Origin of the sequence: Streptomyces ambofaciens ATCC 23877, assembly GCF_001267885.1 — a bacterium.
Lineage (GTDB): Bacteria > Actinomycetota > Actinomycetes > Streptomycetales > Streptomycetaceae > Streptomyces > Streptomyces ambofaciens.
The window spans coordinates 3960474-3982901 of sequence record NZ_CP012382.1; the positions used below are offsets into that span (position 1 = coordinate 3960474).

22 protein-coding genes are annotated in these 22428 nt (G+C 69.8%); 11 read left to right on the plus strand and 11 right to left on the minus strand.

Annotated elements, in window-relative coordinates; all coding sequences use genetic code 11:
* Nucleotides 1–29 precede the first annotated feature (29 nt).
* Both cydB and SAM23877_RS17635 read right to left on the minus strand, forming a co-directional pair.
* A complete protein-coding gene (gene cydB / locus SAM23877_RS17630) occupies nt 30–1034 on the minus strand; it encodes a cytochrome d ubiquinol oxidase subunit II (protein ID WP_053133803.1) in 1005 nt (334 codons plus the stop codon).
* Between the two features lie 20 nt (nt 1035–1054).
* On the minus strand, nt 1055–2560 hold the full coding sequence (locus SAM23877_RS17635; protein WP_053133806.1) for a cytochrome ubiquinol oxidase subunit I: 1506 nt from the start codon (nt 2558–2560) through the stop codon (nt 1055–1057).
* A 209-nt stretch (nt 2561–2769) separates the two neighbouring features.
* Between SAM23877_RS17635 and SAM23877_RS17640 the strand changes: the two genes are divergently transcribed.
* On the plus strand, nt 2770–3144 hold the full coding sequence (locus SAM23877_RS17640; RefSeq protein WP_053133810.1) for a cyclophilin-like fold protein: 375 nt from the start codon (nt 2770–2772) through the stop codon (nt 3142–3144).
* A gap of 95 nt (nt 3145–3239) precedes the next feature.
* Here SAM23877_RS17640 and hisC read toward each other — a convergent pair whose 3' ends face one another.
* Complete coding sequence (hisC, locus tag SAM23877_RS17645) at nt 3240–4319, minus strand: histidinol-phosphate transaminase (RefSeq protein ID WP_053133813.1); 1080 nt, start codon at nt 4317–4319, stop codon at nt 3240–3242.
* A 398-nt stretch (nt 4320–4717) separates the two neighbouring features.
* On the opposite strand from hisC, the gene SAM23877_RS17650 reads away from it, so the two are divergent.
* From SAM23877_RS17650 to SAM23877_RS17660, 3 genes are all read left to right on the plus strand, one after another.
* The gene (locus SAM23877_RS17650) at nt 4718–5830 is read left to right on the plus strand and encodes a LacI family DNA-binding transcriptional regulator (RefSeq protein ID WP_079030272.1); all 1113 of its coding nucleotides are present in this window, start codon (nt 4718–4720) and stop codon (nt 5828–5830) included.
* A 212-nt stretch (nt 5831–6042) separates the two neighbouring features.
* Nucleotides 6043–7149 (plus strand): Ser/Thr/Tyr protein phosphatase SppA, encoded by a 1107-nt coding sequence (gene sppA / locus SAM23877_RS17655; RefSeq protein WP_079030273.1) that lies wholly within the window; start codon nt 6043–6045, stop codon nt 7147–7149.
* A gap of 182 nt (nt 7150–7331) precedes the next feature.
* Nucleotides 7332–8201 (plus strand): hypothetical protein, encoded by an 870-nt coding sequence (locus tag SAM23877_RS17660; protein WP_053133822.1) that lies wholly within the window; start codon nt 7332–7334, stop codon nt 8199–8201.
* 24 nt (nt 8202–8225) lie between these two features.
* On the opposite strand, the gene SAM23877_RS17665 is transcribed toward SAM23877_RS17660, so the two are convergent.
* Both SAM23877_RS17665 and thiC read right to left on the minus strand, forming a co-directional pair.
* Entirely contained in the window at nt 8226–9698 is a 1473-nt protein-coding gene (locus SAM23877_RS17665) for a VWA domain-containing protein (RefSeq protein WP_053133825.1), read from the minus strand.
* A gap of 82 nt (nt 9699–9780) precedes the next feature.
* Nucleotides 9781–11574 carry a phosphomethylpyrimidine synthase ThiC gene (gene thiC / locus SAM23877_RS17670; protein WP_053133829.1) on the minus strand — a complete coding sequence of 598 codons (1794 nt, stop codon included), beginning with the start codon at nt 11572–11574 and terminating at the stop codon, nt 9781–9783.
* A gap of 253 nt (nt 11575–11827) precedes the next feature.
* Between thiC and SAM23877_RS17675 the strand changes: the two genes are divergently transcribed.
* Entirely contained in the window at nt 11828–13390 is a 1563-nt protein-coding gene (locus SAM23877_RS17675; RefSeq protein ID WP_053133832.1) for a YibE/F family protein, read from the plus strand.
* 50 nt (nt 13391–13440) lie between these two features.
* Here SAM23877_RS17675 and SAM23877_RS17680 read toward each other — a convergent pair whose 3' ends face one another.
* The 4 genes from SAM23877_RS17680 to SAM23877_RS17695 all read right to left on the minus strand — a co-directional run bounded on the left by SAM23877_RS17680 (nt 13441) and on the right by SAM23877_RS17695 (nt 15722).
* Complete coding sequence (locus tag SAM23877_RS17680) at nt 13441–13878, minus strand: SsgA family sporulation/cell division regulator (RefSeq protein ID WP_053133836.1); 438 nt, start codon at nt 13876–13878, stop codon at nt 13441–13443.
* A gap of 99 nt (nt 13879–13977) precedes the next feature.
* Nucleotides 13978–14703: a helix-turn-helix domain-containing protein gene (locus SAM23877_RS17685; protein WP_053142591.1), complete on the minus strand. Its 726-nt coding sequence runs from the start codon at nt 14701–14703 to the stop codon at nt 13978–13980.
* Between the two features lie 312 nt (nt 14704–15015).
* The gene (locus tag SAM23877_RS17690; protein ID WP_007388908.1) at nt 15016–15228 is read right to left on the minus strand and encodes a DUF5326 family protein; all 213 of its coding nucleotides are present in this window, start codon (nt 15226–15228) and stop codon (nt 15016–15018) included.
* Nucleotides 15229–15404: 176 nt separating this feature from the next.
* Nucleotides 15405–15722, minus strand: coding sequence for a cupin domain-containing protein (locus tag SAM23877_RS17695; protein ID WP_053133839.1), 318 nt, complete (start codon nt 15720–15722; stop codon nt 15405–15407).
* A 59-nt stretch (nt 15723–15781) separates the two neighbouring features.
* Here SAM23877_RS17695 and SAM23877_RS17700 point away from each other — a divergent pair, with 59 nt between their 5' ends.
* The 6 genes from SAM23877_RS17700 (at nt 15782) to SAM23877_RS17725 (ending at nt 20538) form a co-directional block, all read left to right on the plus strand.
* Nucleotides 15782–16159, plus strand: a complete 378-nt coding sequence (locus SAM23877_RS17700; RefSeq protein ID WP_053133842.1) for a phage holin family protein — start codon at nt 15782–15784, stop codon at nt 16157–16159.
* A gap of 5 nt (nt 16160–16164) precedes the next feature.
* Entirely contained in the window at nt 16165–16659 is a 495-nt protein-coding gene (locus SAM23877_RS17705) for a low molecular weight protein-tyrosine-phosphatase (protein WP_053133845.1), read from the plus strand.
* Nucleotides 16656–17831 carry a cystathionine gamma-lyase gene (locus SAM23877_RS17710; RefSeq protein WP_053133848.1) on the plus strand — a complete coding sequence of 392 codons (1176 nt, stop codon included), beginning with the start codon at nt 16656–16658 and terminating at the stop codon, nt 17829–17831. The genes SAM23877_RS17705 and SAM23877_RS17710 overlap by 4 nt, the downstream gene beginning before the upstream one ends.
* A 228-nt stretch (nt 17832–18059) precedes the next feature.
* Nucleotides 18060–18965: a LysR family transcriptional regulator gene (locus tag SAM23877_RS17715; protein WP_053133851.1), complete on the plus strand. Its 906-nt coding sequence runs from the start codon at nt 18060–18062 to the stop codon at nt 18963–18965.
* A gap of 63 nt (nt 18966–19028) precedes the next feature.
* Nucleotides 19029–19511, plus strand: coding sequence for an NUDIX domain-containing protein (locus SAM23877_RS17720; protein ID WP_053133854.1), 483 nt, complete (start codon nt 19029–19031; stop codon nt 19509–19511).
* A 160-nt stretch (nt 19512–19671) separates the two neighbouring features.
* Nucleotides 19672–20538, plus strand: a complete 867-nt coding sequence (locus SAM23877_RS17725; protein WP_053133856.1) for a GNAT family N-acetyltransferase — start codon at nt 19672–19674, stop codon at nt 20536–20538.
* 97 nt (nt 20539–20635) lie between these two features.
* Here SAM23877_RS17725 and SAM23877_RS17730 read toward each other — a convergent pair whose 3' ends face one another.
* Together SAM23877_RS17730 and SAM23877_RS17735 are read right to left on the minus strand one after the other, a co-directional pair.
* On the minus strand, nt 20636–21055 hold the full coding sequence (locus SAM23877_RS17730; RefSeq protein ID WP_053133859.1) for a GlcG/HbpS family heme-binding protein: 420 nt from the start codon (nt 21053–21055) through the stop codon (nt 20636–20638).
* Nucleotides 21056–21165: 110 nt separating this feature from the next.
* The gene (locus tag SAM23877_RS17735) at nt 21166–22371 is read right to left on the minus strand and encodes an MFS transporter (protein WP_053133862.1); all 1206 of its coding nucleotides are present in this window, start codon (nt 22369–22371) and stop codon (nt 21166–21168) included.
* Nucleotides 22372–22428 lie beyond the last annotated feature (57 nt).

The following is a 22428-nucleotide window of genomic DNA, read 5'->3' on the forward strand; positions in this document are numbered from 1 at the left end:
CGTGCCACGTGATCCACACCCGTCCGGACTCAGTGCGCGGCTTCGGCTATGTGCTGCGTGCCGATCCGCTTGCGGAACACCCAGTACGTCCAGCCTTGGTAGAGAAGGACGACTGGTGTGGCGACCACGGCCAGCCAGGTCATGATCTTGAGGGTGTAGGGACTGGATGAGGCGTTGGTGACGGTGAGGCTCCAGTCCGCGTCGAGCGTGGACGGCATGACGTTCGGAAAGAGCGTCAGGAAGAGCATCGCCACGGCGGCCACGATGGTGAGGCCGGACAGCGCGAACGACCAGCCCTCGCGCCCGGCCTGATTGGCCAGCAGGGCGACGACGAGCGCCGCGACGGCCACCACGAGCGCGACCAGGCTCTTGCCGTCACCGTTGTCGAACTGCGTCCAGAGCAGGAAGACCAGGGCCAGCACGGCCGTCACGAGGCCGACGCGCAGGGCCAGCGCCCGCGCCCGTTCGCGGATCTCACCGACGGTCTTGAGCGCGGTGAACACCGTTCCGTGGAAGGTGAACAGCGTCAGCGTGACCAGGCCGCCCAGGAGGGCGTACGGGTTGAGCAGCTCCCAGACGGAGCCGACGTACTCCAGGTCCCGGTCGATCTTCACGCCCCCGACGATGTTGCCGAAGGCCACGCCCCACAGGAACGCCGGTATCAGCGAGGTCCAGAAGATCGCTGTCTCCCAGTTGCGCTGCCAGCGTTCCTCGGGCCGCTTCACCCGGTACTCGAAGGCGACACCCCGGACGATCAGGCAGACCAGGATGACGAGCAGCGGAAGGTAGAAGCCGGAGAAGAGAGTCGCGTACCACTCGGGAAACGCGGCGAAGGTCGCGCCACCGGCCGTGAGCAGCCACACCTCGTTGCCGTCCCACACCGGGCCGATGGTGTTGATCAGCACGCGCTTCTCGGCCCGGTTCCGGGCGAGCAGCTTGGTGAGCACGCCGACCCCGAAGTCGAAGCCCTCCAGGAAGAAGTAGCCGGTCCACAGGACGGCGATGAGAACGAACCAGACGTCGTGCAGTTCCATGACGGTGCGGCTCCCTCGGCCTAGTAGGAGAAGGCCATCGGCTTGTCGGCGTCACGGAGGTCGCCGCCGATCTTCGTGGGCGGGTTGAGGTCGGCCTCGGTGAGCTCGGGCGGGCCCGCCTTGACGTACTTGGCGAGCAGCCTGACCTCGATGACGGCGAGGATGGCGTAGAGCGTGGTGAAGACCACCATCGAGGTGATGACCTCCGCCTGGGACACACCGGGGGAGACCGCGTCGCGCGTCTGCATCACGCCGTAGACGACCCAGGGCTGCCGGCCCATCTCGGTGAAGATCCAGCCCCAGGAGTTGGCGATCAGCGGGAACGCCATCGTCCAGAGGGCCAGGAGCCAGTACAGACGGGTCAGTCTCGCGCCGAGCGGCTTGCGGAGCAGCACCAGGTGCGGCACCTCGTCCTCACCGGTGCGCAGAGCGGGCGGCAGCAGGAACCTCTTCCGCGTCAGCCACAGTCCCAGCAGGCCGAGGGAGAACGACGCCATGCCGAAGCCGATCATCCAGCGGAAACCCCAGTAGGCGACGGGGACGATGGGCTTGTAGTCACCCGGGCCGAACTTCTCCTGCAGGGCCTTGTTGGTGTCGTTGATGCCGGGCACGTACGAGTCGAAGTCACTGTGGGCGAGGAAGGACAGCAACCCGGGGATCTCCAGGGCGACCTTGTTGTGGCCCTTGTCGACGTCCCCGTAGGCGAAGACCGAGAAGGGCGCCGGTTCCTCGCCGTCCCACAGCGCCTCGGCCGCCGCCATCTTCATCGGCTGCTGCTCGTACATGACCTTGCCGAGGGTGTCGCCGCTGATCGCGGTGAGCATGCCGCCGACCGCCAGGGTGACCAGACCGAGCCGGAGCGAGGTCCGCATCACCGGGATGTGCTTCTTGCGCATCAGGTGGAAGGCGGCGATGCCGACCATGAAGGCGCCGCCCGTCAGGAAGGCCGCCGAGAAGCTGTGGAAGACCTGGTTGAGGGTGGTGTTCTGGGTCAGGACCGCCCAGAAGTCGGTGAGCTCGGCGCGCCCCTTCTCCTCGTTGATCCGGTAGCCGACGGGATGCTGCATCCAGGAGTTGGCCGCGAGGATGAAGTAGGCCGACAGCAGGGTGCCGAGCGAGACCATCCAGATGCAGGCCAGGTGGATCTTCTTGGGCAGCTTGTCCCAGCCGAAGATCCACAGGCCGATGAAGGTGGACTCGAAGAAGAAGGCGATCAGCGCCTCGAAGGCGAGCGGAGCTCCGAAGACGTCACCGACGAAGCGGGAGTAGTCCGACCAGTTCATACCGAACTGGAACTCCTGCACGATGCCGGTGACCACACCCATGGCGATGTTGATCAGGAAGAGCTTGCCCCAGAACTTGGTCGCCCTGAGGTACTTCTCCTTCTCGGTACGGACCCAGGCGGTCTGCAGACCGGCCGTGAGGGCGGCCAGCGAGATCGTCAGTGGGACGAACAGGAAGTGGTAGACGGTCGTGATGCCGAACTGCCATCGCGCCAGCGTCTCCGGCGCCAGAGCCAAGTCCACGTCGTCACTCTCCTTGCGGTTGCCACTCGCCGTGTCAGCGGCAGTTTGAGCGTGTATGTAACACCTATCTCGGGCGCAACCGGGACACGCTTGTGAACGCGTTCACATTCACAAGCAATTATGACGTACTGCTTTTCGACACCGGAAGGGGGGTCCCCTGTGACGTCAACCCCTTGGCAAGGTCTTCAACATCTTGTTGAATCCGCCGCATGAAGATACGGATCTCATGGCCCGCGGGTCACCTCACCGCGACACTCGGCGACACCCCGACCACACAGGCTCTCCTGAAGGTCCTGCCGCTCACCGCCTCCGCCCACACCTGGGGCGAAGAGGTGTACTTCGACACAGGCGTGTCAGTTTCACGTGAAACGGACGCCCGGCAGGTCGTCGAACCGGGCACGGTCGCCTTCTGGACCGACGGCGACGCCCTGGCGCTCCCGTACGGGCCCACGCCGATCTCGCTGGGCGACGAGTGCCGCCTAGCGAGTCCCTGCAATGTCCTCGGGCGTCTCGACGGCGACCCGCGCCTGCTGGCCACGGTGCGCGACGGCGACCCGGTGCGCGTCGAACTCGTCGACGCCTAGGGCTGTACGGCCCGCTGGTCACCGCACAGCTGGTCACCGCACAGCTGATCACCGCGCAGCTGGTGACCGCACAGCACTTCCGGCCGTACGACGGCCTACATCTCCTTGCGGAACTCCTCCGACACCTTCAGGAAGATGTCGTTCGCCTCGCTCTCGCCGACCGTCACCCGCACACCCTCGCCCGGGAACGGTCGGACGACCACGCCGGCCCGCTCGCACGCGCCCGCGAAGGCGACCGTCCGCTCCCCCAGCCGCAGCCACACGAAGTTGGCCTGGGTCTCCGGCACCGTCCAGCCCTGCGCGCGCAGCGCGTCGACCACGCGCGTGCGCTCGCACACCAGCGAGCCGACCCGGCCGATCAGCTCGTCCTCGGCACGCAGCGAGGCGATCGCCGCCTCCTGCGCGATCTGGCTGACCCCGAACGGCACCGCCGTCTTGCGCAGCGCCGCCGCCACCGGCTCATGGGCGATCGCGAAGCCGACCCGGAGGCCGGCGAGGCCGTACGCCTTGGAGAAGGTCCGCAGGACGCAGACGTTGGGCCGCCGACGGTAGATCTCGACGCCGTCCGGCACCTCGGAGTCGCGGATGAACTCGCGGTACGCCTCGTCGAGGACCACCAGGACGTCGCTCGGCACCCGGTCGAGGAACCGCTCCAGCTCGGCCCGCCGCACCACCGTGCCCGTCGGGTTGTTGGGGTTGCAGACGAAGATCAGCCGGGTCCGGTCGGTGATCGCGTCCGCCATCGCGTCCAGGTCGTGCACGTCGCCCGGCGTCAGCGGCACCTTCAGGGAGGTCGCGCCGCTGATCTGCGTGATGATCGGGTACGCCTCGAAGGAACGCCAGGCGTAGATCACCTCGTCGCCCGGTCCTGAGGTCGCCTGGATCAGCTGCTGGGCCACACCGACCGAACCGGTACCGGTGGCCAGGTGGGAGAGGGGCACGCCGAACCGGTCCGACAGCTCGCTCATCAGGGACGTACAGGCCATGTCCGGGTACCGGTTGAACGACGAGGCCGCGGCCGTCACCGTCTCCATCACACCCGGCAGGGGCGGGTACGGGTTCTCGTTGGAGGACAGCTTGTAGGCGACCGGGCCGTCGGCCGCGGCGGGCTTGCCCGGCTTGTAGGTGGGAATTCCCTCCAGCTCGGCGCGCAGCTTGGGGCTCGTCTCGCTCACCGCAGTCCTCCTCGTGACCATCACCGTCGAATACTCCTCACCTTAAGAGGATTCGGCGCCCCTGCGTATAGGGGAGGCCAGACCTCCTCCGTCACACTGGCATCAGGGGCATCAGTGCACGAAGGCGCATGATTCGGGGGGCGCGCCGCACATATATCTACGCGCCGGTGGCTCGCGCCGTGGCGCGCATCCCCCGTGCAGGTGAGTTGAGACCTCTTCGCAACATCCGCCACGGGGCAGGCCCTTGGTGGTCGGCACGTCAGATACTGGGTTGTGACGCGCCAACTTGCCTGTTTTCCAAGGCGGTTCATGCTTGATGATCATGCAGAAACGTGACTGTCAACGCGTGCATATGCGTCCGCCCTACCCCACCCCATGAGCCCTACTATCGGCTCGCCATGACAGCAGCAGGGAAGCACCAGGTGAGCCGCGCGGAAACCTCCCGTCGAGGCAGCCGGCCGGGCCGGGCGGGCATCAGGGACGTGGCCGCCGCCGCCGGAGTGTCCATCACGACCGTCTCCGACGCCCTCAACGGCAAGGGCCGACTCCCGGATGCCACCCGGCGCCATGTGCGCGAGGTCGCCGACCGACTGGGCTACCGGCCCTCGGCCGCCGCCCGCACGCTCCGCACCGGCAAGTCGGGACTGATCGGCCTGACCGTGACGACGTACGGGGATGAACCTTTCACCTTCACCGAGTTCGCGTACTTCGCCGAGATGGCGCGCGCCGCCACGTCCGCCGCGCTCGCCCGCGGCTACGCCCTCGTGATCCTTCCGGCGACCTCCCGTCACGACGTGTGGTCCAACGTCGCCCTCGACGGCACGGTCGTCATCGATCCCTCCGACCACGACCCGGTCGTCAGCGAACTGGTGCGGCAGGGCTTACCCGTCGTGTCCGACGGCCGCCCGGCCGGCACGCTCCCCGTGACCGCCTGGGTCGACAACGACCACGAGGCCGCCGTGCTCGGCATCCTCGACCACCTGGCCGATGCCGGGGCCCGCAGGATCGGCCTGCTCACCGGGACCACGACCGACACGTACACCCACCTGTCGACCACCGCCTACCTCCGCTGGTGCGAGCGCGTCGGGCAGGACCCCGTCTACGAGGCCTATCCGGCGCACGATCCGTGCGCCGGCGCCGTCGCCGCCGACCGGCTGCTGGCCCGCCCCGACCGACCGGACGCCGTCTACGGTCTCTTCGACCCGAACGGCACCGACCTGCTCGCCGCCGCCCGCCGCTACGGCCTGCGCGTCCCGGAGGACCTGCTGCTCGTCTGCTGCAGCGAGTCCACCGTCTACGCCAGTACCGAGCCGCCGATCACCACGTTGTCGCTCAAGCCCCGTCGCATCGGCACAGCGGTGATCCAGGTCCTCATCGACGCCATCGAGGGGCTCGACTCCGAGCAGCCGGTCGAGCAGGTGATACCGACCGAGCTGATCGTCCGTACGTCCTCGCAGCGCCGTCCGCCCCGCACGACGGTCAGTCCTCCGCGGTCACCGGAGCACGAGTAGGAACGCCGGGCCGGCACGTCCGGAGCGTGAGCGTGTCACCTCCGTGGGCGGCCAAGCCCGGCCCAATCGGGGCGAAAGCCACGGTGAACCGGAGTCCTGTTCCGATTCACCACCCCTGGGTCATCACACAGCGCGATCCGCATTCCTATGATGGGCCCACACACCGCGGGCCGCTGCGACCAGGCAGTCCGAAGCGGTGCAGATGCGGCGCGATGGTGGAGGGGTCGATGACTCAGGGGGCCGGTCAGGGACCCGAGGTGGAGCGGACGGCGACGGTACGCGACTTCCGGGTGCCCGCGTACGTCCACGAGACCGCTCCGTACGCCGCCCCCGGCGCGCACGTGAGTGAGGTCGCGCCACCTTCCGAGGAGAGGGACGAGGAGACCTATCCGGAGGGGTACACCCCCACTCAGCGGGATCTGCCCGTCATCCGTCGGGGTGACACGGTCCAGGTGACCGTCGATCCCGAACCGGTCGTGGTGCAGCAGGCCGCCACGGGGCAGGGGCCGCTGTTCGTCGTCGGTGACGTGCACGGATACCTCGACGAGCTCCTCGCCGCCCTGCGGGAGAAGGGCCTCGTCGACGCCGCGGGCCAGTGGTGCGCGGGGACCTCACGCCTGTGGTTCCTCGGCGACTTCACGGACCGCGGTCCGGACGGCATCGGCGTCATCGACCTGGTGATGCGGCTGTCCGCCGAGGCCGCCGCGGCCGGCGGCTACTGCAAGGCGCTGATGGGCAACCACGAGCTGCTGCTGCTCGGCGCCAAGCGGTTCGGCGACACCCCCGTCAACTCCGGTGCGGGCACCGCCACCTTCCAGGCGGCCTGGCTGCTGAACGGCGGGCAGAAGACCGACATGGACCGCCTTCAGGACCACCACCTGCAGTGGATGGCCCGCCTCGACGCCATGGAGGAGGTCGACGGTCACCTCCTGGTGCACTCGGACGCCACCACCTACCTGGACTACGGCCGCTCCATCGAGGAGGTCAACGACACCGTCCGCGAGACGCTCACGCGCAACGACGCGGAAGAGGTGTGGGACCTGTTCCGCAAGCTCACCAAGCGCTTCTCCTTCCGCGACGAGGGCGGCGCCGACGCCGTGCGCTCACTGCTGGACACGTACGGCGGCACCCGGATCGTTCACGGCCACAGCCCCATCCCCTACCTGCTGGGCGAAGTCGGCTCCGAGGACGGCGAGGACGACACGCGTACCGCTGTCGAAGGACCTCACGTCTACGCGGACGGACTGGCCATCGCGATGGACGGCGGGGTGACCATGGCCGGAAAGCTGCTGGTCCAGCAACTGCCGCTCGACATCTGACCGTTCGCCGGGCGGCCCGGGCGACGGCGGCGTCCGTACAGGCCGGCACCCAATTTCTGGAAACCCCCTGTCACCCGCCACCGTCACCGCTCTACCATCGGCTTATCCGTAGCAGGCTCCCCTCCGTTTCTGCCCGACGGCTCGTTGGCATGCGAGCCCCAAGCCCTACGGAGCATCGGGGGATGCACATGAACAGCGTTCCGCAGCACCTGCCGAACGAGGACCGCCAGGAGTACGAGCGGATCCTCGACGAGGCGCTGCGCTCCGCACCACGCCGCCCGGAGCTGGCCGCTCTCGGACAGCGGCTCAACTCCGAACAACTGCGCACCATGGCACTCAACGCGACCGCCCTCATCACCGCGGCGGCCACGACCGAGTACCAGCACTACGTGAAGGTCCGCGAGGATCTGCGCCAGCCGGCGTCCTCCGCACGGACGCCCGCCACGCGCGAGTCCGGCTCCGACGAGCCGGGCGCGGGCGCGGGGGGACTCGCCGCCACCGTGGGCGAGGTCGCCGAGGCGACCGGCGCGGGTGCCGTCGCCGTCGTCGCCGTCCTGGCGCCCGTCCTGGCCGGCACCGCCGCGGCGATCTTCCTCCTGGTCGGATACATCCTGAAGATGCTCGATCCGGGGCAGGCCTTCGCGCGGACCATGCTCACCACCGGCTGGGTGTTCGGCGCCATGACCGCGGTGGCGATCCTCGTCGCCGCGGTGGGTCTGCTGCTCACCGCGTTGCGCAACCGCCCCTCGGCCGAGTCCGGTTTCCACGGCGAACTCGACGAGGAGGTGGTCCGGGCCCGGGACGCCTGGCGCGACGCCCTGCTGGAACGGGGCATCCTGCCGTTCCTGCGGGAGGCCCTGGCAGCCCCGGGCACCACGGCGCTGCACCGCACGGGGCCCGCGGCGCCGACGAGCCGCATGCCGCACCTCGGCTACGGCCGCCCGGGGTTCACGAGCCCCGGTGAGGGCCCGGCGGCGGGTCAGCGTCCGAGCTACTCGAGCCCGGACTACAGCAGCCCGGACTTCGGCGGCCCGGACCATCGGCCCGAGTAGCCACCGGCCTGGGCGGGCAACGGATCAGAGGATGCCCGCCCGGCCGGCGGCAGTGATCCACGACGGGAACTCCGACAGCAGGCGGTCGTACAACTCCGGATCCGGGACGGTGCTGATGTCGTCCACGGCGAAGAATCCGACGTTGTCGACGCGTCGGCCCGGCAGGGTGTCGAAACGCTCGAGGACCCCGTAGTCGGACCGCCCGAGCCCGACGAACTGCCAGAAGACGGGTTCCTCCACCGCCTCCCGCAGCTCCCGTTCGATCTCGGCGTTGCGGTAGACGCCGCCGTCGGAGAAGAAGAGCACCAGGGTGGGAGCCGTCGCCGGGTTGTCCCGGACGAAGGCCCGCACCTCGGCGATGACCTTCTGCTCCTCGTTCTGGATACCGACCGCGCGCATGTCGACCTGCTCGGGGTGAAGGCCCTTCTTCCTCCCACGGCGGAAGAGGCTGATCTCCCCCACGCGTACGTGCAGCCGCAGCCACTCGGGCAGCTCACCGAGGCGGAGGTCGGGCAGCCGCGCCGGGTTCGACGCGAAGGTCCAGGCCTGCATCTCGCCGTCGTCGTCCAGCTGGGCAGCGACTGCGGCCATCCGCTCCACGACGTCGGCGACCACGCCCTTGGAGTAGAGGAAGGACATGGACCCGGAAGCGTCGAGGACGAGGATGACGCGCGCGGTGACACCGGACGCCCCATGCTTGCTCAGGCTGACCGCGACCTGCTCCTTGCGCAGGGACAGCCGTTTGCGCATGTCGACGGGCAGGCGTTCTTCTCCCTTCGTCAGGCGGGGTCCCGCGCTGCTGGGTGCCGGTGCCGAGGGGGGAGCCGGCGATGCCGGAGCCGGTGGCACCGGTACCACGTGCGGCGCCGGCGGCGTGGGGGCCGGGGGAGGCTGAGGAGCCGGGGGAGTGTCCGCCGTCGGCCGGACGGCGGCGGGAGCGGAGACGGGCGGCGCGTCGTCGACGGTGATGCCGAAGTCGGTGGCCACCCCGGCGAGCCCGGAGGCGTACCCCTGGCCGACCGCGCGGAACTTCCACTTCCCCTGGCGCCGGTACAGCTCACCGCCGACCAGGGCGGTCTCCGTCCCGGCCGTCATGTCGAACCGGGCCAGCTCGGCACGGGTGCCCGCGTCCAGCAACCGCAGTGACAGCCCCGGGACCTCGCCGAAGGTCCCGCCGTCCGCCGAGGCGCACAGGACGATGCGGTCGACGGCCGGTTCGACCGAGCGCAGGTCCACTTCGACGGCGTCGGTGGTGACGCCCGCTCCCCCGCCCGCGTCGCCCTGCTTGCCCAGGTGCCGCACCGCGTCGGACGTGTGGCGGGGTTGGTTGTAGAAGACGAAGTCGCCGTCGTCCCGGACCCGTCCGGCCGGCGTGAGCAGCAGCGCTGAGGCGTCGACCTCGGGTACACCCGGCCCGGCGGACCAGACGAGTTCGACGCGCACCGCGGGGGAGTCGACGGCGAGGTTGGCGCCCTTGCTCAGGGAGGTGGCTGTCATACGCCCAGTCTGCCGAGACGGGTCCCCGGTGGGGAGGGGGCAGGCCCGGCGGTCCGCCCCCTTCGTCACCTGAGCCGTTCGCTCAGTCGGCGATCGGCAGGTAGACGCGGTTGCCGGCGGCGGCGAACTCCTTCGACTTCTGGGCCATGCCCTCCTCGATCTCGGACCTGCTGCCCCCGTGCTCGCGCCGGATGTCCTGCGAGATCTTCATCGAACAGAACTTCGGCCCGCACATCGAGCAGAAGTGAGCCGTCTTGGCGGGCTCGGCCGGCAACGTCTCGTCGTGGAACTGCCGAGCCGTGTCGGGGTCGAGGGCCAGGTTGAACTGGTCCTCCCAGCGGAACTCGAAGCGGGCGTCGGACAACGCGTCGTCCCACTCCTGCGCACCTGGGTGCCCCTTGGCGAGGTCGGCGGCATGGGCGGCGATCTTGTAGGTGATGACGCCGGTCTTGACGTCGTCACGGTTGGGCAGGCCCAGATGCTCCTTGGGCGTGACGTAACAGAGCATGGCCGTGCCCCACCAGGCGATCATCGCGGCACCGATGCCGGAGGTGATGTGGTCGTACGCCGGCGCGACGTCCGTCGTCAGCGGGCCGAGCGTATAGAACGGAGCTTCATCGCAGATCTCCTGCTGAAGGTCGATGTTCTCCTTGATCTTGTGCATCGGGACGTGGCCCGGGCCCTCGATCATGGTCTGTACGTGGAAACGCTTGGCGATCGTGTTGAGTTCCCCGAGCGTGCGCAACTCCGCGAACTGCGCTTCGTCGTTGGCGTCCGCGATCGAGCCCGGCCGCAGTCCGTCGCCGAGGGAGTACGTGACGTCGTAGGCGGCGAGGATCTCGCAGAGTTCCTCGAAGTTCTCGTACAGGAACGACTCCCTGTGATGCGCCAGACACCATGCCGCCATGATCGAGCCGCCGCGCGAGACGATGCCGGTCTTTCGGTTCGCGGTGAGCGGTACGTACGCCAGGCGCACTCCGGCGTGGACCGTCATGTAGTCCACGCCCTGTTCGGCCTGCTCGATGACCGTGTCCTTGTAGATCTCCCAGGTCAGGTCCTCGGCCCGGCCGTCGACCTTCTCCAGGGCCTGGTAGAGCGGCACCGTCCCGATGGGGACGGGCGAGTTGCGCAGCACCCACTCGCGGGTGGTGTGGATGTTGCGGCCGGTGGACAGGTCCATGACGGTGTCGGCGCCCCAGCGGGTCGCCCAGGTCATCTTCTCGACCTCCTCCTCGATGGAGGAGGTCACCGCCGAGTTGCCGATGTTGGCGTTGACCTTCACCAGGAACCGCTTGCCGATGATCATCGGCTCGATCTCCGGGTGGTTGACGTTGGCCGGCAGTACGGCGCGGCCCGCCGCGATCTCCTCGCGGACCACCTCCGGGCTCACGTTCTCCCGGAGCGCCACGTACTCCATCTCCGGTGTGATCTCACCGCGGCGTGCGTAGGCGAGCTGCGTGACCGCGCCGCCGTCCCGTCCGCGGCGCGGCTGACGCGGGCGGCCGGGGAAGACCGCGTCGAGGTTGCGCAGGCCACCGCGCGGAGAGGTGTGCTTGATTCCGTCGTCCTCGGGACGGACGGGGCGGCCCGCGTACTCCTCGGTGTCCCCGCGGGCGATGATCCAGTTCTCCCGCAGCGGCGACAGTCCCCTGCGGACATCGGTGTCGACGAGCGGATCGGTGTACGGGCCGGAGGTGTCGTACAGCGTGACCGACTGCCCGTTGGTGAGGTGCACCTGACGGACCGGCACCCGCAGGTCGGGGCGTGAGCCCTCGACGTACGCCTTGTGCCAGCCGACGGACTTCCCGGTCTCCGCGGGCTCCTCCTGGGCGGAGTTCTGCGCGGAGGCAGGCGTGCGTGCGTCCTTGATGGTCATGAGACCTACTCCCTACGCCGGCATTACCCGGTAACAGGTTCGGCGGTCGACGCAGCGGCTTCCGTCTGCGGACGCTTCGTGGGAAACATCACTCGATGTCGGTGACGTTTCCCGTGAAACATCGCTGGGACGGAGGTCAGCGCCCTCTCAGCCCGGTGCTCCGAGCTCCCGCGTGTACAAAGGTGCCTCCACGCTAGCGTCAATTCGGGCGCGGTGAACAGAGGGCCCCCCTCGTTCTTGCGATGATCGGTCGGTGACCACTCCGCAGCATCCCCCGTTCCCGCCGCACGAGCCCCGCCGCGGGCCGGGTGCCGAGGACGGTGACGGCCGTGCGGCCGGTCCCGTCCCGCACGGCGCCCACGCCGCTCACGGCGCGGGGGGCGGCAGACACGACGCGGGTGGCGGGCACGACGCGGGTGGCGGCCACGACGCGGGTGGCGGCCACGGTGTCGGTGACGGCCATGGAGGCGGTGGCGGTCACGGTTCCGGTGGGGGCCATGGTGCCGGTGGCGGTCACGGGCACTCCCACAGTCACGGTCCGGCTGCACCCGTCTCCCGGCATCTGCGGAAGGTCATCGCCGCGGTCCTGATCCCGTTCACCGCCGCGGTGCTGGTCGGGCTCGCGGTGCTGTGGCCGGGCGGTGCGCCCCCGCACGAGCGCACGGGCGTCGGTTTCGACCGGCAGACGGAACAGGCCACCGTCACCAAGGTGGTCGAGCTGAGCTGCCAGTCCGCCGGCAACTCGGGCGTCCCTCCGACGGGCGACACCTCCACCGCCGAGGGCTCCTCCGCGGTGCAGCGGGAGAACGGCGACTGCAAGCGAGCGACCATCCGCGTCGACAGCGGCAAGGACAAGGGCCGCACGTTCACCGAGATCGTGCAGCCCGACCAGTCGCGGCAACTGCAGCAGGGCCAGGAGGTCGTGGTCGCCTACGAGCCCTCAGCCCCGGAGGACCTCCAGTACTCGGTGACCGACATCAACCGTCGGCTGCCGCTGGCCCTGCTCGCCGGCATCTTCGCGCTCGCCGTCGTGGTCGTGGGACGGCTGCGGGGCCTCATGGCGCTCATCTCGCTGGCCATGAGCTTCCTGCTGCTGAACTTCTTCATCCTGCCCGCGATCCTTCAGGGGTCGAACCCGCTGGTCGTGGCGGTGGTCGGGGCCAGCGCCATCATGCTGATCGCGCTGTACCTGTGCCACGGCCTGTCGGCCCGGACGTCCGTGGCGGTGCTCGGCACCCTCATCTCGTTGCTGCTGATCGGCGTTCTCGGGTCGCTGTTCATCGACTGGGCCGCGCTCACCGGCAACACGGACGACAACACCGGCCTCATCCACGGGCTGTATCCGACGATCGACATGAGCGGTCTGCTGCTCGCGGGCGTCATCATCGGTTCGCTCGGCGTACTCGACGACGTGACGGTCACCCAGACGTCGGCGGTGTGGGAACTGCACGAGGCCAACCCGACGATGGGCTGGCGCGGGCTGTACCGCGCCGGCATCCGCATCGGCCGCGACCACATCGCCTCGGTCGTCAACACGCTCGTCCTCGCCTACGCGGGCGCCGCGCTGCCGCTGCTGCTGCTGTTCTCGATCGCGCAGAGCGGGGTGGGGACGGTCGCCAACAGCGAGCTGGTCGCGGAGGAGATCGTGCGCACCCTGGTCGGTTCGATCGGCCTGGTGGCGTCCGTCCCGGTGACCACCGCCCTCGCGGCCCTCGTCGTGTCGGCCGATCGTCCGGCCGACCGGGCGACGGCTCGGGTCGCCGGGGCGGGCGCCGCGCCCGCACGCGGCGGGCGGGGCCGTCGGCGCAAGCGCTGAGGTGCTCCGGTGAAGCGTTACGCCACTCCCCGTAGAGCTGCGGGAACGGTTCAGCCCGCGCTCTGTTCCTCCGCCAGGATGCGGTCCAGAGCCTCGTCGAGGTGAGCGTCGAAGTCGGCGAGCGCGCCTTCCTGCCCCAGCGGCACCAGCTTGTCGGTCCGGTCGAGGAAGGCCACCAGGGGCGCCGCCGACGAGCGGAACAGCGCCTGGTCCGTGCCGACCTGAAGACGGATCAGCACCTCGGCCAGCGGCTCGGGATCGACGGGCGCGATGCGCACGTCACCGTCACCGCACGGCCGGCCCACCCCGTCGACCAACAGCTCCCGGCCGAAGGCCCACGTCACCGGGGCGTCCCCGGGCAGATGGAAGGTCAGTCGCACGGCATAGGGATCACAGGTCTCGTACCCCAGCTCCACCGGGATGCGGAACGAGAGCTCCTCGGACACGAGAAAGCTCATCATGACCTCTGCCTGTACGGACTCGCCCATCGCCTACCCCGTCATTCGCCGTCGACTGGCCGGGAATCAAACCTCTAACACTGGTGGCATCTTGCTCAACGTACACACCAGATCACAAGGAGTGAGTTTTCAGATACTGATAGAGAGGGCGAGTGACCCCAGAAGGCGTCCCACTTCGTCCTGCAATCGCTGCGCCGCGGGCAGCAGCCGATCGGCCTGGTGGACGGGCAGGGACAAGGCCATGGTGGCGGCGGTGGTGCCCACGGTGATCGGGATCGCGGCACAGACGGTCCCCAGTGCGTACTCCTGGCGTTCGATCACCGGCACCATCCGGCGCATGCGTTCCAGTCGTTTCAGCATGGCATTGCCATCACGCACCGTGTATGGCGTGACGGGCTGCACCGGGTAACGGTCCAGGTGGTCCCGGCGGGCTTCCTCGTCCAGCTGCGACAGCAGACACTGGCCGATGGCGTGGGCGTGCCCGGTCTCGCGGAAGTCCGCCCACTCCTCCACCGCGGGGTTGCCCGGGGTGTCGGAGACGCACACGACGTCGATCTCGCCGTCCCGGTACATGGCGTAGTACACGGGTGCGCCGATCGCGTCCCGCCAGCGCGCCAGCGCGTCGACCACCGTGCTGCGACGTTTCTGCGCGGCCCCGCTGCTGCTCAGCCGCTCGGCGGCCTCGCCGAGGAAGAACAGACCCTTCTCACGGCGCAGATAGCCCTCGTGCACCAGCGTGCGCAACAGGTGATACGCCGTGGGCAGCGCCAGCCCGGTCTCACGGGCCAGTTGCTTGGCGGGGGCCCCGTACGCGTGCTCGGCGACGCACTCCATCAGGCGCATCGCCCGCTGCACGGAGCCGATGAGGGTCGCGGAGGGAGCGCCCGCGGCAGGGGCGGTGGGTGTCCGGGGCGTCGAGTGGGGCTGCGCGGGCAGGGTGAGCGGAACGAAAGCGGTGTCAGCCGTGGCCAAGGGGCACTCCCGGGACGCGAGGGGGGAGCCCGTGCGGGGAACACGGGTGGGGGTGTACGCCACTCGCGGGGTCGCCCCCGCGTGGAGTTCCGGACTCTAATCGCCGGTCACCGGCCGCCGACGGCCCGTCCGGGAAACTTCCCTCGCGCGAGGGAACCGGTGGTTCCTGTTACCGCCACCGGTGTCCCACGGCTTTCACCAGTCGCTGCGCGACGATGAACTCGACATGAACTTGCGTACGACGTAGATCAGTCCGCCGACGAGCGCGACGAAGACCAGCAGCTTGAACAGCAGTCCGATCACGAAGCCGACCACGCTGGCGATCAGCCCGCCGAACACGACCAGGGCGATGACCGGCACCGCGATCCACTTCACCCACCACGGCAGTCCTGTGAAGATCTCTCGCATCGCCCTCTTCCTTACCTTTCCGCCCGTTCGAGTGCCGGGACCTCCAGCGGCCCGGGATCCCTCTGGGAATCTCCTGGTGTACTGCACTCGATGCTAGGGCCGCGGACGCCCCGGCAGGGCCCTCGCGGCCCTTGTCTCACCCTGACCGATCCCCTAGGGAACCCCGAGGCCGCGGCTCAGCTCTCGGGCGGAGAGAACACCACCAGGACCCTGAGGTCCTCGCTGATGTGGTGGAACTTGTGGGCGACCCCGGCCGGCACGTACACCACGCTGCCGCGGGCGACCTGGGTGGTCTCCATGCCCACGGTGATCGCGGCCCGTCCGCTCACCACGAAGTACACCTCGTCCTGTGCGTGCGGCTTCTGGGGGTCGGCCGTGCCCGCGTCGAGGGCGTACAGGCCGACCGACATGTTCCGCTCACGCAGGAACTGCAGGTAGGCACCGTCGTTGGCGGCGCGCTCCGCCTCCAGTTCGTCCAGCCGGAATGCCTTCATCGCCTCGTCCGCCCCTGCCTCACCGTTCGGTTCCGATCGCGTCTGCCACGATCAGACACATGAAGAATTTCCTAGTCAAGACGATCGCCAACGCGGGTGCCCTCGCGGTCGCCGTGTGGCTGCTCGACAAGATCACGCTGACCGGGGGAAGCACCGGCGAGAAGGCCGCCACACTGATCGTGGTCGCCCTGGTGTTCGGCCTGGTGAACATGCTGGTGAAGCCCGTCGTACAGGTGCTGACCTTCCCGTTGTTCATCCTGACCCTCGGCCTCTTCACGCTGGTGGTCAACGCGCTGATGCTGTTGCTGACGTCGTGGGTCGCGGACAAGGTCGACCTGAGCTTCCACGTCGACGGGTTCTGGACCGCCGTCCTGGGCGGCCTGATCATCTCGGTCGTCTCCTGGGCCCTCAACGCGTTCCTGCCCGACAAGGACTGATCTTGATGACCTACCGCGTCTGCTTCGTGTGCACGGGCAACATCTGCCGCTCCCCGATGGCCGAGGCCGTCTTCCACGCGCGCGTGCAGGACGCCGGGCTGGACGGCCTGGTCGAGGCCGACAGCGCCGGCACCGACGGCTGGCACGAGGGTGAGGGCGCCGACCCGCGCACCCTGGCCGTCCTGGAGGAGAACGGCTACGGCCTCGACCACACGGCCCGCCGGTTCCGGGCGTCCTGGTTCTCCCGCCTCGACCTCGTCGTCGCCCTCGACGCGGGACACCTGCGGGAACTGCGCCGCCTCGCGCCCACGGAACAGGACGCGGCCAAGGTGCGGCTGCTGCGGTCCTACGACCCCGCCGCCGACCGCGCCGACCTCGACGTACCGGACCCCTACTACGGGGGCGCGGACGGCTTCGACGCATGCCTTGAGATGGTGGAGGCGGCGAGCACCGGACTGCTCGCCGCGGTACGCGAGCAAGTGGAAGGACGGGCGGCATGAGTGATTCCGCTACCAACGACGGATTCGGCACGGACGAGGACGGCCGTCCGCACACCGGGGACGGCACGCGCGCCGTGCGGGCCGGACTGCCCGAGCCCGTCAAGCACGAGCCGACGTTGCCCGGCCCCGTCTTCGCCGCCCACTTCCACCTGCCGGGTGAGCCGACCGGACCGTACACCTACGGCCGCGACGAGAACCCGACCTGGACCCGTCTCGAGAGCGCCATCGGTGAGCTGGAGGCGCCCGGGCGGGACGACGTCGAGACGCTCGTGTTCGCCTCCGGCATGGCCGCGATCTCCGCGGTGCTCTTCTCGCAGCTGCGCGCCGGTGACGTGGCCGTTCTGCCCGAGGACGGCTATCAGGTGCTGCCCCTGGTCCGCGCCCAGCTGGAGGCGTACGGCATCGAGGTGCGCACCGCGCCGACCGGCGGGGACGCCCAGCTCGGCGCCCTGGACGGGGCGAAGCTGCTGTGGATCGAGACGCCCTCGAACCCCGGGCTGGACGTCTGCGACGTCCGGCGGCTGGCCGAGGCGGCCCACGCGCGCGGCGCCCTGGTGGCCGTCGACAACACGCTGGCCACCCCGCTCGGGCAGCGCCCGCTGGAGCTCGGCGCCGACTTCTCGGTGGCCAGCGGCACCAAGCAGCTCACCGGCCACGGCGACGTCCTCCTCGGCTACGTGGCCGGCCGCGACGCCGCCGCCATGAGCGCCGTACGGCGCTGGCGCAAGATCGTCGGCGCGATTCCCGGCCCCATGGAGGCCTGGCTCGCACACCGCTCGATCGCCACCCTGCAGCTGCGCGTGGACCGGCAGAACGCCACGGCGCTGAAGGTGGCCGAAGCCCTGCGGACGCGCCCCGAGGTCACCGGGCTGCGGTACCCGGGGCTGCCGGACGACCCTTCGCACAGGATCGCCTCGCAGCAGATGCTGCGCTACGGGTGCGTCGTCTCCTTCACGCTGCCCTCACGCGCGCGTGCCGATCGTTTCCTGGAGACCTTGCGGCTGGTGGAGGGCGCGACGAGCTTCGGCGGGGTGCGGTCCACGGCCGAGCGGCGCGGCCGCTGGGGCGGAGACGCGGTACCGGAGGGCTTCGTCCGGCTCTCGGTCGGTGCGGAGGACCCGGAGGACCTGGTGGCCGATCTGCTGCGCGCGCTGGAGGAATCGGCGGACTGATCGCGGCCGCACTCCTCCGTGACGTGCGGCCCGGATACGACGGACGGTCCGAGCCTCCCCCCTCGTGGCTCGGACCGTCCTCCGGTTCTGCGCGCGAAGAACCGCGCGATTAAGGCTAGTTGACTCTGTGTCAGTGTCCAATCACGGTAACGACAGCGACCTATCGACATATTTATAGTTGAACGCGGCCGGAAGGCTGGAGGAGAACAGCAGAGGGGGAGGGCTGCCGTGGATCTGGCCTTGCTGCGCACTTTCGTGACCGTGCACCGAGCCGGTTCCTTCACGCGCGCGGCGGCCTTGCTGGGCCTCTCCCAGCCGGCCGTCACCTCGCAGATCCGCACGCTGGAGCGGCAGCTCGGCCGCCCTCTGTTCCTGCGCCAGGCCCGGGGTGTGACACCGACGACCATCGGTGACGAGCTCGCCCACAAGACCGCGCCGCATCTGGACGCCCTGGTGGAGATCACGGAGACCGGGCTGGAGGACGACTCGTCCCTGCGCTCCCTGCATCTCGCCGGGCCTCCCGAGTTCACCGCCGAGCGAGCACTGCCCGCGCTCACGCGGCTCACCGGCGAGGACGGTCAGGCCTTCGCCCTGCGTGCCTCGTTCGGGAACGCGGAGGAGATCATGGAGGGACTGGCCGCCGGGCATCACGATCTGGCCATCGGCACGGCCCGGCCGCGCGGCGCGCTGCTCACGGCGACTCCGCTCTGCGACGAGGAGCACGTCCTGATCGCCGCACCCCAGTGGGCGGTGATGGCCGGCGACGAGAGGCCTCACCGCAGCGCCGCACTCGCTCTGCAGCACATCCCCGTGGTCGAGGTGCACGAATCGCTGCCCTTCGTCGCCCGCTACTGGGCATCCGTCTTCGACGCCCGTCCGGCGTCTCCGGGCTCGATCGTCGTCCCCGACCTGCGTGCGGTACTCGCCTGCACGGTCGCCGGCGCCGGACTCGCGGTCCTGCCCCGCTATCTGTGCGCCGACGCGCTGGAGCGCGGTGACGTCGTCGCCCTGCACGAACCGGTGGTGCCGCCGCTGCGGACGTACTTCTTGATCGTGCGCACCGGCACCTTGGCGATGTCGCACGTCGCCCGGGCCCACGAGTGGTTGCTGCGCGCGGCCTCCGGCTGGAACTGAGTCCGCGGAACCGCAGGACGCCCGCGATGTTTCACGTGGAACCAGCCGGGCCACATTTCTCCCATGACCGTCCGACCCGTGGTCAAGCGCACCGCCCGCGCCGTCCTGCTGGACGGCGACAACCTGATCCTGATCAAGCGCACCAAGCCCGGCGTCGATCCCTACTGGGTCACTCCCGGAGGCGGGGTCGAGCCGGACGACACCACCGTCGTGGACGCCCTGCACCGCGAGGTGTACGAGGAACTCGGCGCCAAGATCTCCGACGTGGTCCCCTGCTTCGTGGACACGGTGGAGCACATCGGCGAGGACGACGGCGCAACCGGCGTGAAGGTGCAGCACTTCTTCGTCTGCCGTCTGGAGTCCATGGATCCGTCCCTGCGGCACGGCCCCGAGGTCGACGAGCCCGCCGGCGAGTACGAGATCGTCCGGGTGCCGTTCACCAGGGTCGGGATCGCCTCCGTCCACCTCGTACCGCTGTCGTTGCGGCACTATCTGGACGGCAACATCGAGGGTGTGCGCGCGATGCACGCTCCCGACCTCGGCTGACCGAGCGGCGAGCGACGAGCGTCGGGGGCGGCCTGTCGGTCCGCACGGCGTCCCGCACGTGGCGGGCCGCTCTGCGCACCACCGCGACATGGCCAAAAGATCGCCTCTTCCAGCGGAAAGTGGTGGACGCGGAGGGCCCCCGTCGGACAGCCTGACCTGCGTGCCGACACCTTCCCTCGCCTCGCTGCCGATCCGCCGTCTGACGCTCCGCGACCTCACCGCGTGCGCCGACCTGTCCGAGGACCGGGGGTGGCCCCGCGAGGAGCACAAGTGGGGCTTCCTCCTCACGGCCGGGAAGGGCTACGGCATCGACGATCCCGCCGGCGGCCTGGTCAGCGCCTGTGCGGTCACCGAGTACGGACCCCACGAGCGACCCTCCCTCGCCGCCCTCGGCATGGTGCTCGTCGCCGAGCGGCACGCCCGCCAGGGGGTCGGACGGCGCCTGATGCGTCATGTCGTCGCCGCGCTGGGGACGACCCCTCTGACGCTGCACGCGACCCCGTACGGCCGGCCGCTCTACGAGGAGCTCGGCTTCAAGGCCACGGGGCGGGCGGAGATGGTGCGCGGGCGTTTCACTCCGGGCGGGTCGGAGCCCGCCGTCGCCACGCGCGCGGCCACGGCCGAGGACCTCCCCGCGATCCTCCGGATCGACGAGGAGGTGTTCGGCGCCGATCGCACCCACATCATCACGCGGCTGCCCGCCTTCGCGGACCAGCTGCGCGTCGCCGAGGAGAACGGCCGCCTCACCGGGTACGCGGCGGCCTGGCCCAACATGGACACCCATGTCGTGGGCCCCTTGATCGCCCGTGACACCGAGACCGCCAAGGCGCTGCTCGCTTCCCTCGCCGCCCGCACGGACCGTCCGCTGCGCACGGACATCGACGTACGGCACGAAGAGCTGCTGGGCTGGGCCCGTGAACGCGGATTCGCCTCCGTCGCGTTCAACTCGGTCATGACGTACGGCATCACGGAGCTGCCCGGGGACTGGACCCGGCGGTTCGCCCCACTGACGGTGGCGGCGGGCTGACCGGCGGGCAGGTACGCGCGGTACGACGGCGGTCGTACGAAGAAGCCGGTTCCCGGTGGCATCCCGGGAACCGGCGTCACGTGCGCCGTGGCCGCCGTCAGACGAGGGCCGTCACGGCGGCGGTGGCGAAGGAGTGGTCCTGTTCGGGCGCTCCGCCCCCCACCCCGACCGCGCCGATCAGCCGACCGTCGCGGTGCACCGGCACGCCGCCCGCGATGAACAGCAGGGGCCGGTCGAGCGCGGTGGGCAGGGTGTGGAAGAGACCTCCGGGCTGGACGGCGTCGACCAGGTCGGCGGTGGCGGCGTTCAGCTGCAGCGCCGTGTAGGCCTTGCGGGTGCTGGTCTCCCCGGAGATCAGCACGGCCCGGTCGTCGCGCCGGAAGGCGAGGAGGTGACCGCCCGCGTCGAGGACGGTGACGCTGACGACGACCCCGGCGGCCTCGGCGGCGCGGTGGGCCGCGGTGACCAGGGCCTCGGCGTCCTGGATGGTCAGCGGGGCGACGGCGGTGGTGCTCATGGTGATGCTCCTTGGTCGGTACTCAGTGGTGCGGCGCCTCGGTGTCAGTGAGGCGGGAGGAGCCACAGGGGAAGGGGACGGCCCTGGCCCCGCCCCCTGTGGCCGGTGGTTCAGTGGTGGGCGACGGCCGGCTGCTCGGTGGGCAGGGAGCCCGCGGCCGGTCGGGAAGCGCCGTCACGCCGTTCGAGCGCGGCCGAGAGGAAGGCGAGGACCAGAGCCGCCCCGGCGAGCACGGCACCGACCCAGTTGGGCGCGGTGTATCCGAAGCCGGCGGCGATGACGACACCCCCGAGCCAGGCGGAGAGCGCGTTGCCGAGGTTGAAGGCACCGATGTTCACGGCCGACGCCAGGGTCGGGGCGCCGTGCGCATGGTCCAGGACACGCTTCTGCAGCGGCGGGACGGTGGCGAAGCCCAGGGCGCCGATCAGGACGATGGTCACAGCCGACGCGACCTTGTTGTGCGCGGTGAGCGTGAACAGAGCGAGCACGACGGCCAGTGCGCCCAGCGAGACGTACAGCATGGGCATCAGGGCGCGGTCGGCGAACTTGCCGCCGACGAGGTTGCCCCCGATCATGCCGATCCCGAAGAGGACCAGCAGCCAGGTGACCGAACCGTCGGCGAAGCCCGCGACATGGGTCATCATCGGCGCGATGTAGGTGATGGCCGCGAAGACTCCGCCGAAGCCGAGGACCGTCATGGCCATCGCCAGCAGGACCTGCGCGTTCTTGAAGGCGGCCAGCTCGTGCCGCAGCCGCACACCCTCCGCCCTCGGTACGTCGGGGACCAGCTTGGCGACCCCCGCCAGGCCGACGACACCGAGCGCGGCGACGAGGGCGAAGGTGACGCGCCAGCCGACGGACTGCCCGACCAGCGTTCCCAGCGGAACACCGACGACATTGGCGACGGTCAGCCCGGTGAACATCATCGCGATCGCGCCCGCCTTCTTGTGCGGGGCGACCAGATCGGCCGCGACCACCGAGCCGATGCCGAAGAAGGCACCGTGGGCGAGCGAGGCGACCACACGGCCGGTCAGCATGACGGAGAAGGCGGGGGCGAGGGCGGAGAGCAGGTTGCCGACGATGAACAGACCCATCAGGAGCATCAGCATCCGCTTGCGCGGGACCTTGGTGCCGAGCACGGTCATCAGCGGCGCGCCGAACATGACGCCGAGCGCGTATCCGGTCACCAGGAAGCCGGCGGTGGGGATGGAGACCCCGTAGTCGCTCGCGACCTCGGGCAGCAAACCCATGATCACGAACTCGGTCGTTCCGATCCCGAAGGCCCCGATCGCGAGGGCCAGAAGCGCGAGAGGCATGGAGGGGTACACCTTCCCAGAAGATTGCAGGAGCGCTTTGCGTGCGTTCACAATAAT

Excerpts from the sequence above, each read along its gene's own strand:
- SAM23877_RS17680 (WP_053133836.1), bottom strand. The coding sequence starts at position 13,878 with ATGGGCGAGTCCGTACAGGCAGAGGTCATGATGAGCTTTCTCGTGTCC.
- SAM23877_RS17735 (WP_053133862.1), bottom strand. The coding sequence starts at position 22,371 with ATGCCTCTCGCGCTTCTGGCCCTCGCGATCGGGGCCTTCGGGATCGGA.
- SAM23877_RS17665 (WP_053133825.1), bottom strand. The coding sequence starts at position 9,698 with ATGACAGCCACCTCCCTGAGCAAGGGCGCCAACCTCGCCGTCGACTCC.
- SAM23877_RS17690 (WP_007388908.1), bottom strand. The coding sequence starts at position 15,228 with ATGCGAGAGATCTTCACAGGACTGCCGTGGTGGGTGAAGTGGATCGCG.
- SAM23877_RS17660 (WP_053133822.1), top strand. The coding sequence starts at position 7,332 with ATGCACATGAACAGCGTTCCGCAGCACCTGCCGAACGAGGACCGCCAG.
- thiC (WP_053133829.1), bottom strand. The coding sequence starts at position 11,574 with ATGACCATCAAGGACGCACGCACGCCTGCCTCCGCGCAGAACTCCGCC.
- SAM23877_RS17720 (WP_053133854.1), top strand. The coding sequence starts at position 19,029 with ATGACCGTCCGACCCGTGGTCAAGCGCACCGCCCGCGCCGTCCTGCTG.
- SAM23877_RS17730 (WP_053133859.1), bottom strand. The coding sequence starts at position 21,055 with ATGAGCACCACCGCCGTCGCCCCGCTGACCATCCAGGACGCCGAGGCC.
- SAM23877_RS17705 (WP_053133845.1), top strand. The coding sequence starts at position 16,165 with ATGACCTACCGCGTCTGCTTCGTGTGCACGGGCAACATCTGCCGCTCC.
- SAM23877_RS17650 (WP_079030272.1), top strand. The coding sequence starts at position 4,718 with ATGACAGCAGCAGGGAAGCACCAGGTGAGCCGCGCGGAAACCTCCCGT.
- SAM23877_RS17640 (WP_053133810.1), top strand. The coding sequence starts at position 2,770 with ATGAAGATACGGATCTCATGGCCCGCGGGTCACCTCACCGCGACACTC.
- SAM23877_RS17710 (WP_053133848.1), top strand. The coding sequence starts at position 16,656 with ATGAGTGATTCCGCTACCAACGACGGATTCGGCACGGACGAGGACGGC.
- SAM23877_RS17700 (WP_053133842.1), top strand. The coding sequence starts at position 15,782 with ATGAAGAATTTCCTAGTCAAGACGATCGCCAACGCGGGTGCCCTCGCG.
- sppA (WP_079030273.1), top strand. The coding sequence starts at position 6,043 with ATGGTGGAGGGGTCGATGACTCAGGGGGCCGGTCAGGGACCCGAGGTG.
- cydB (WP_053133803.1), bottom strand. The coding sequence starts at position 1,034 with ATGGAACTGCACGACGTCTGGTTCGTTCTCATCGCCGTCCTGTGGACC.
- SAM23877_RS17695 (WP_053133839.1), bottom strand. The coding sequence starts at position 15,722 with ATGAAGGCATTCCGGCTGGACGAACTGGAGGCGGAGCGCGCCGCCAAC.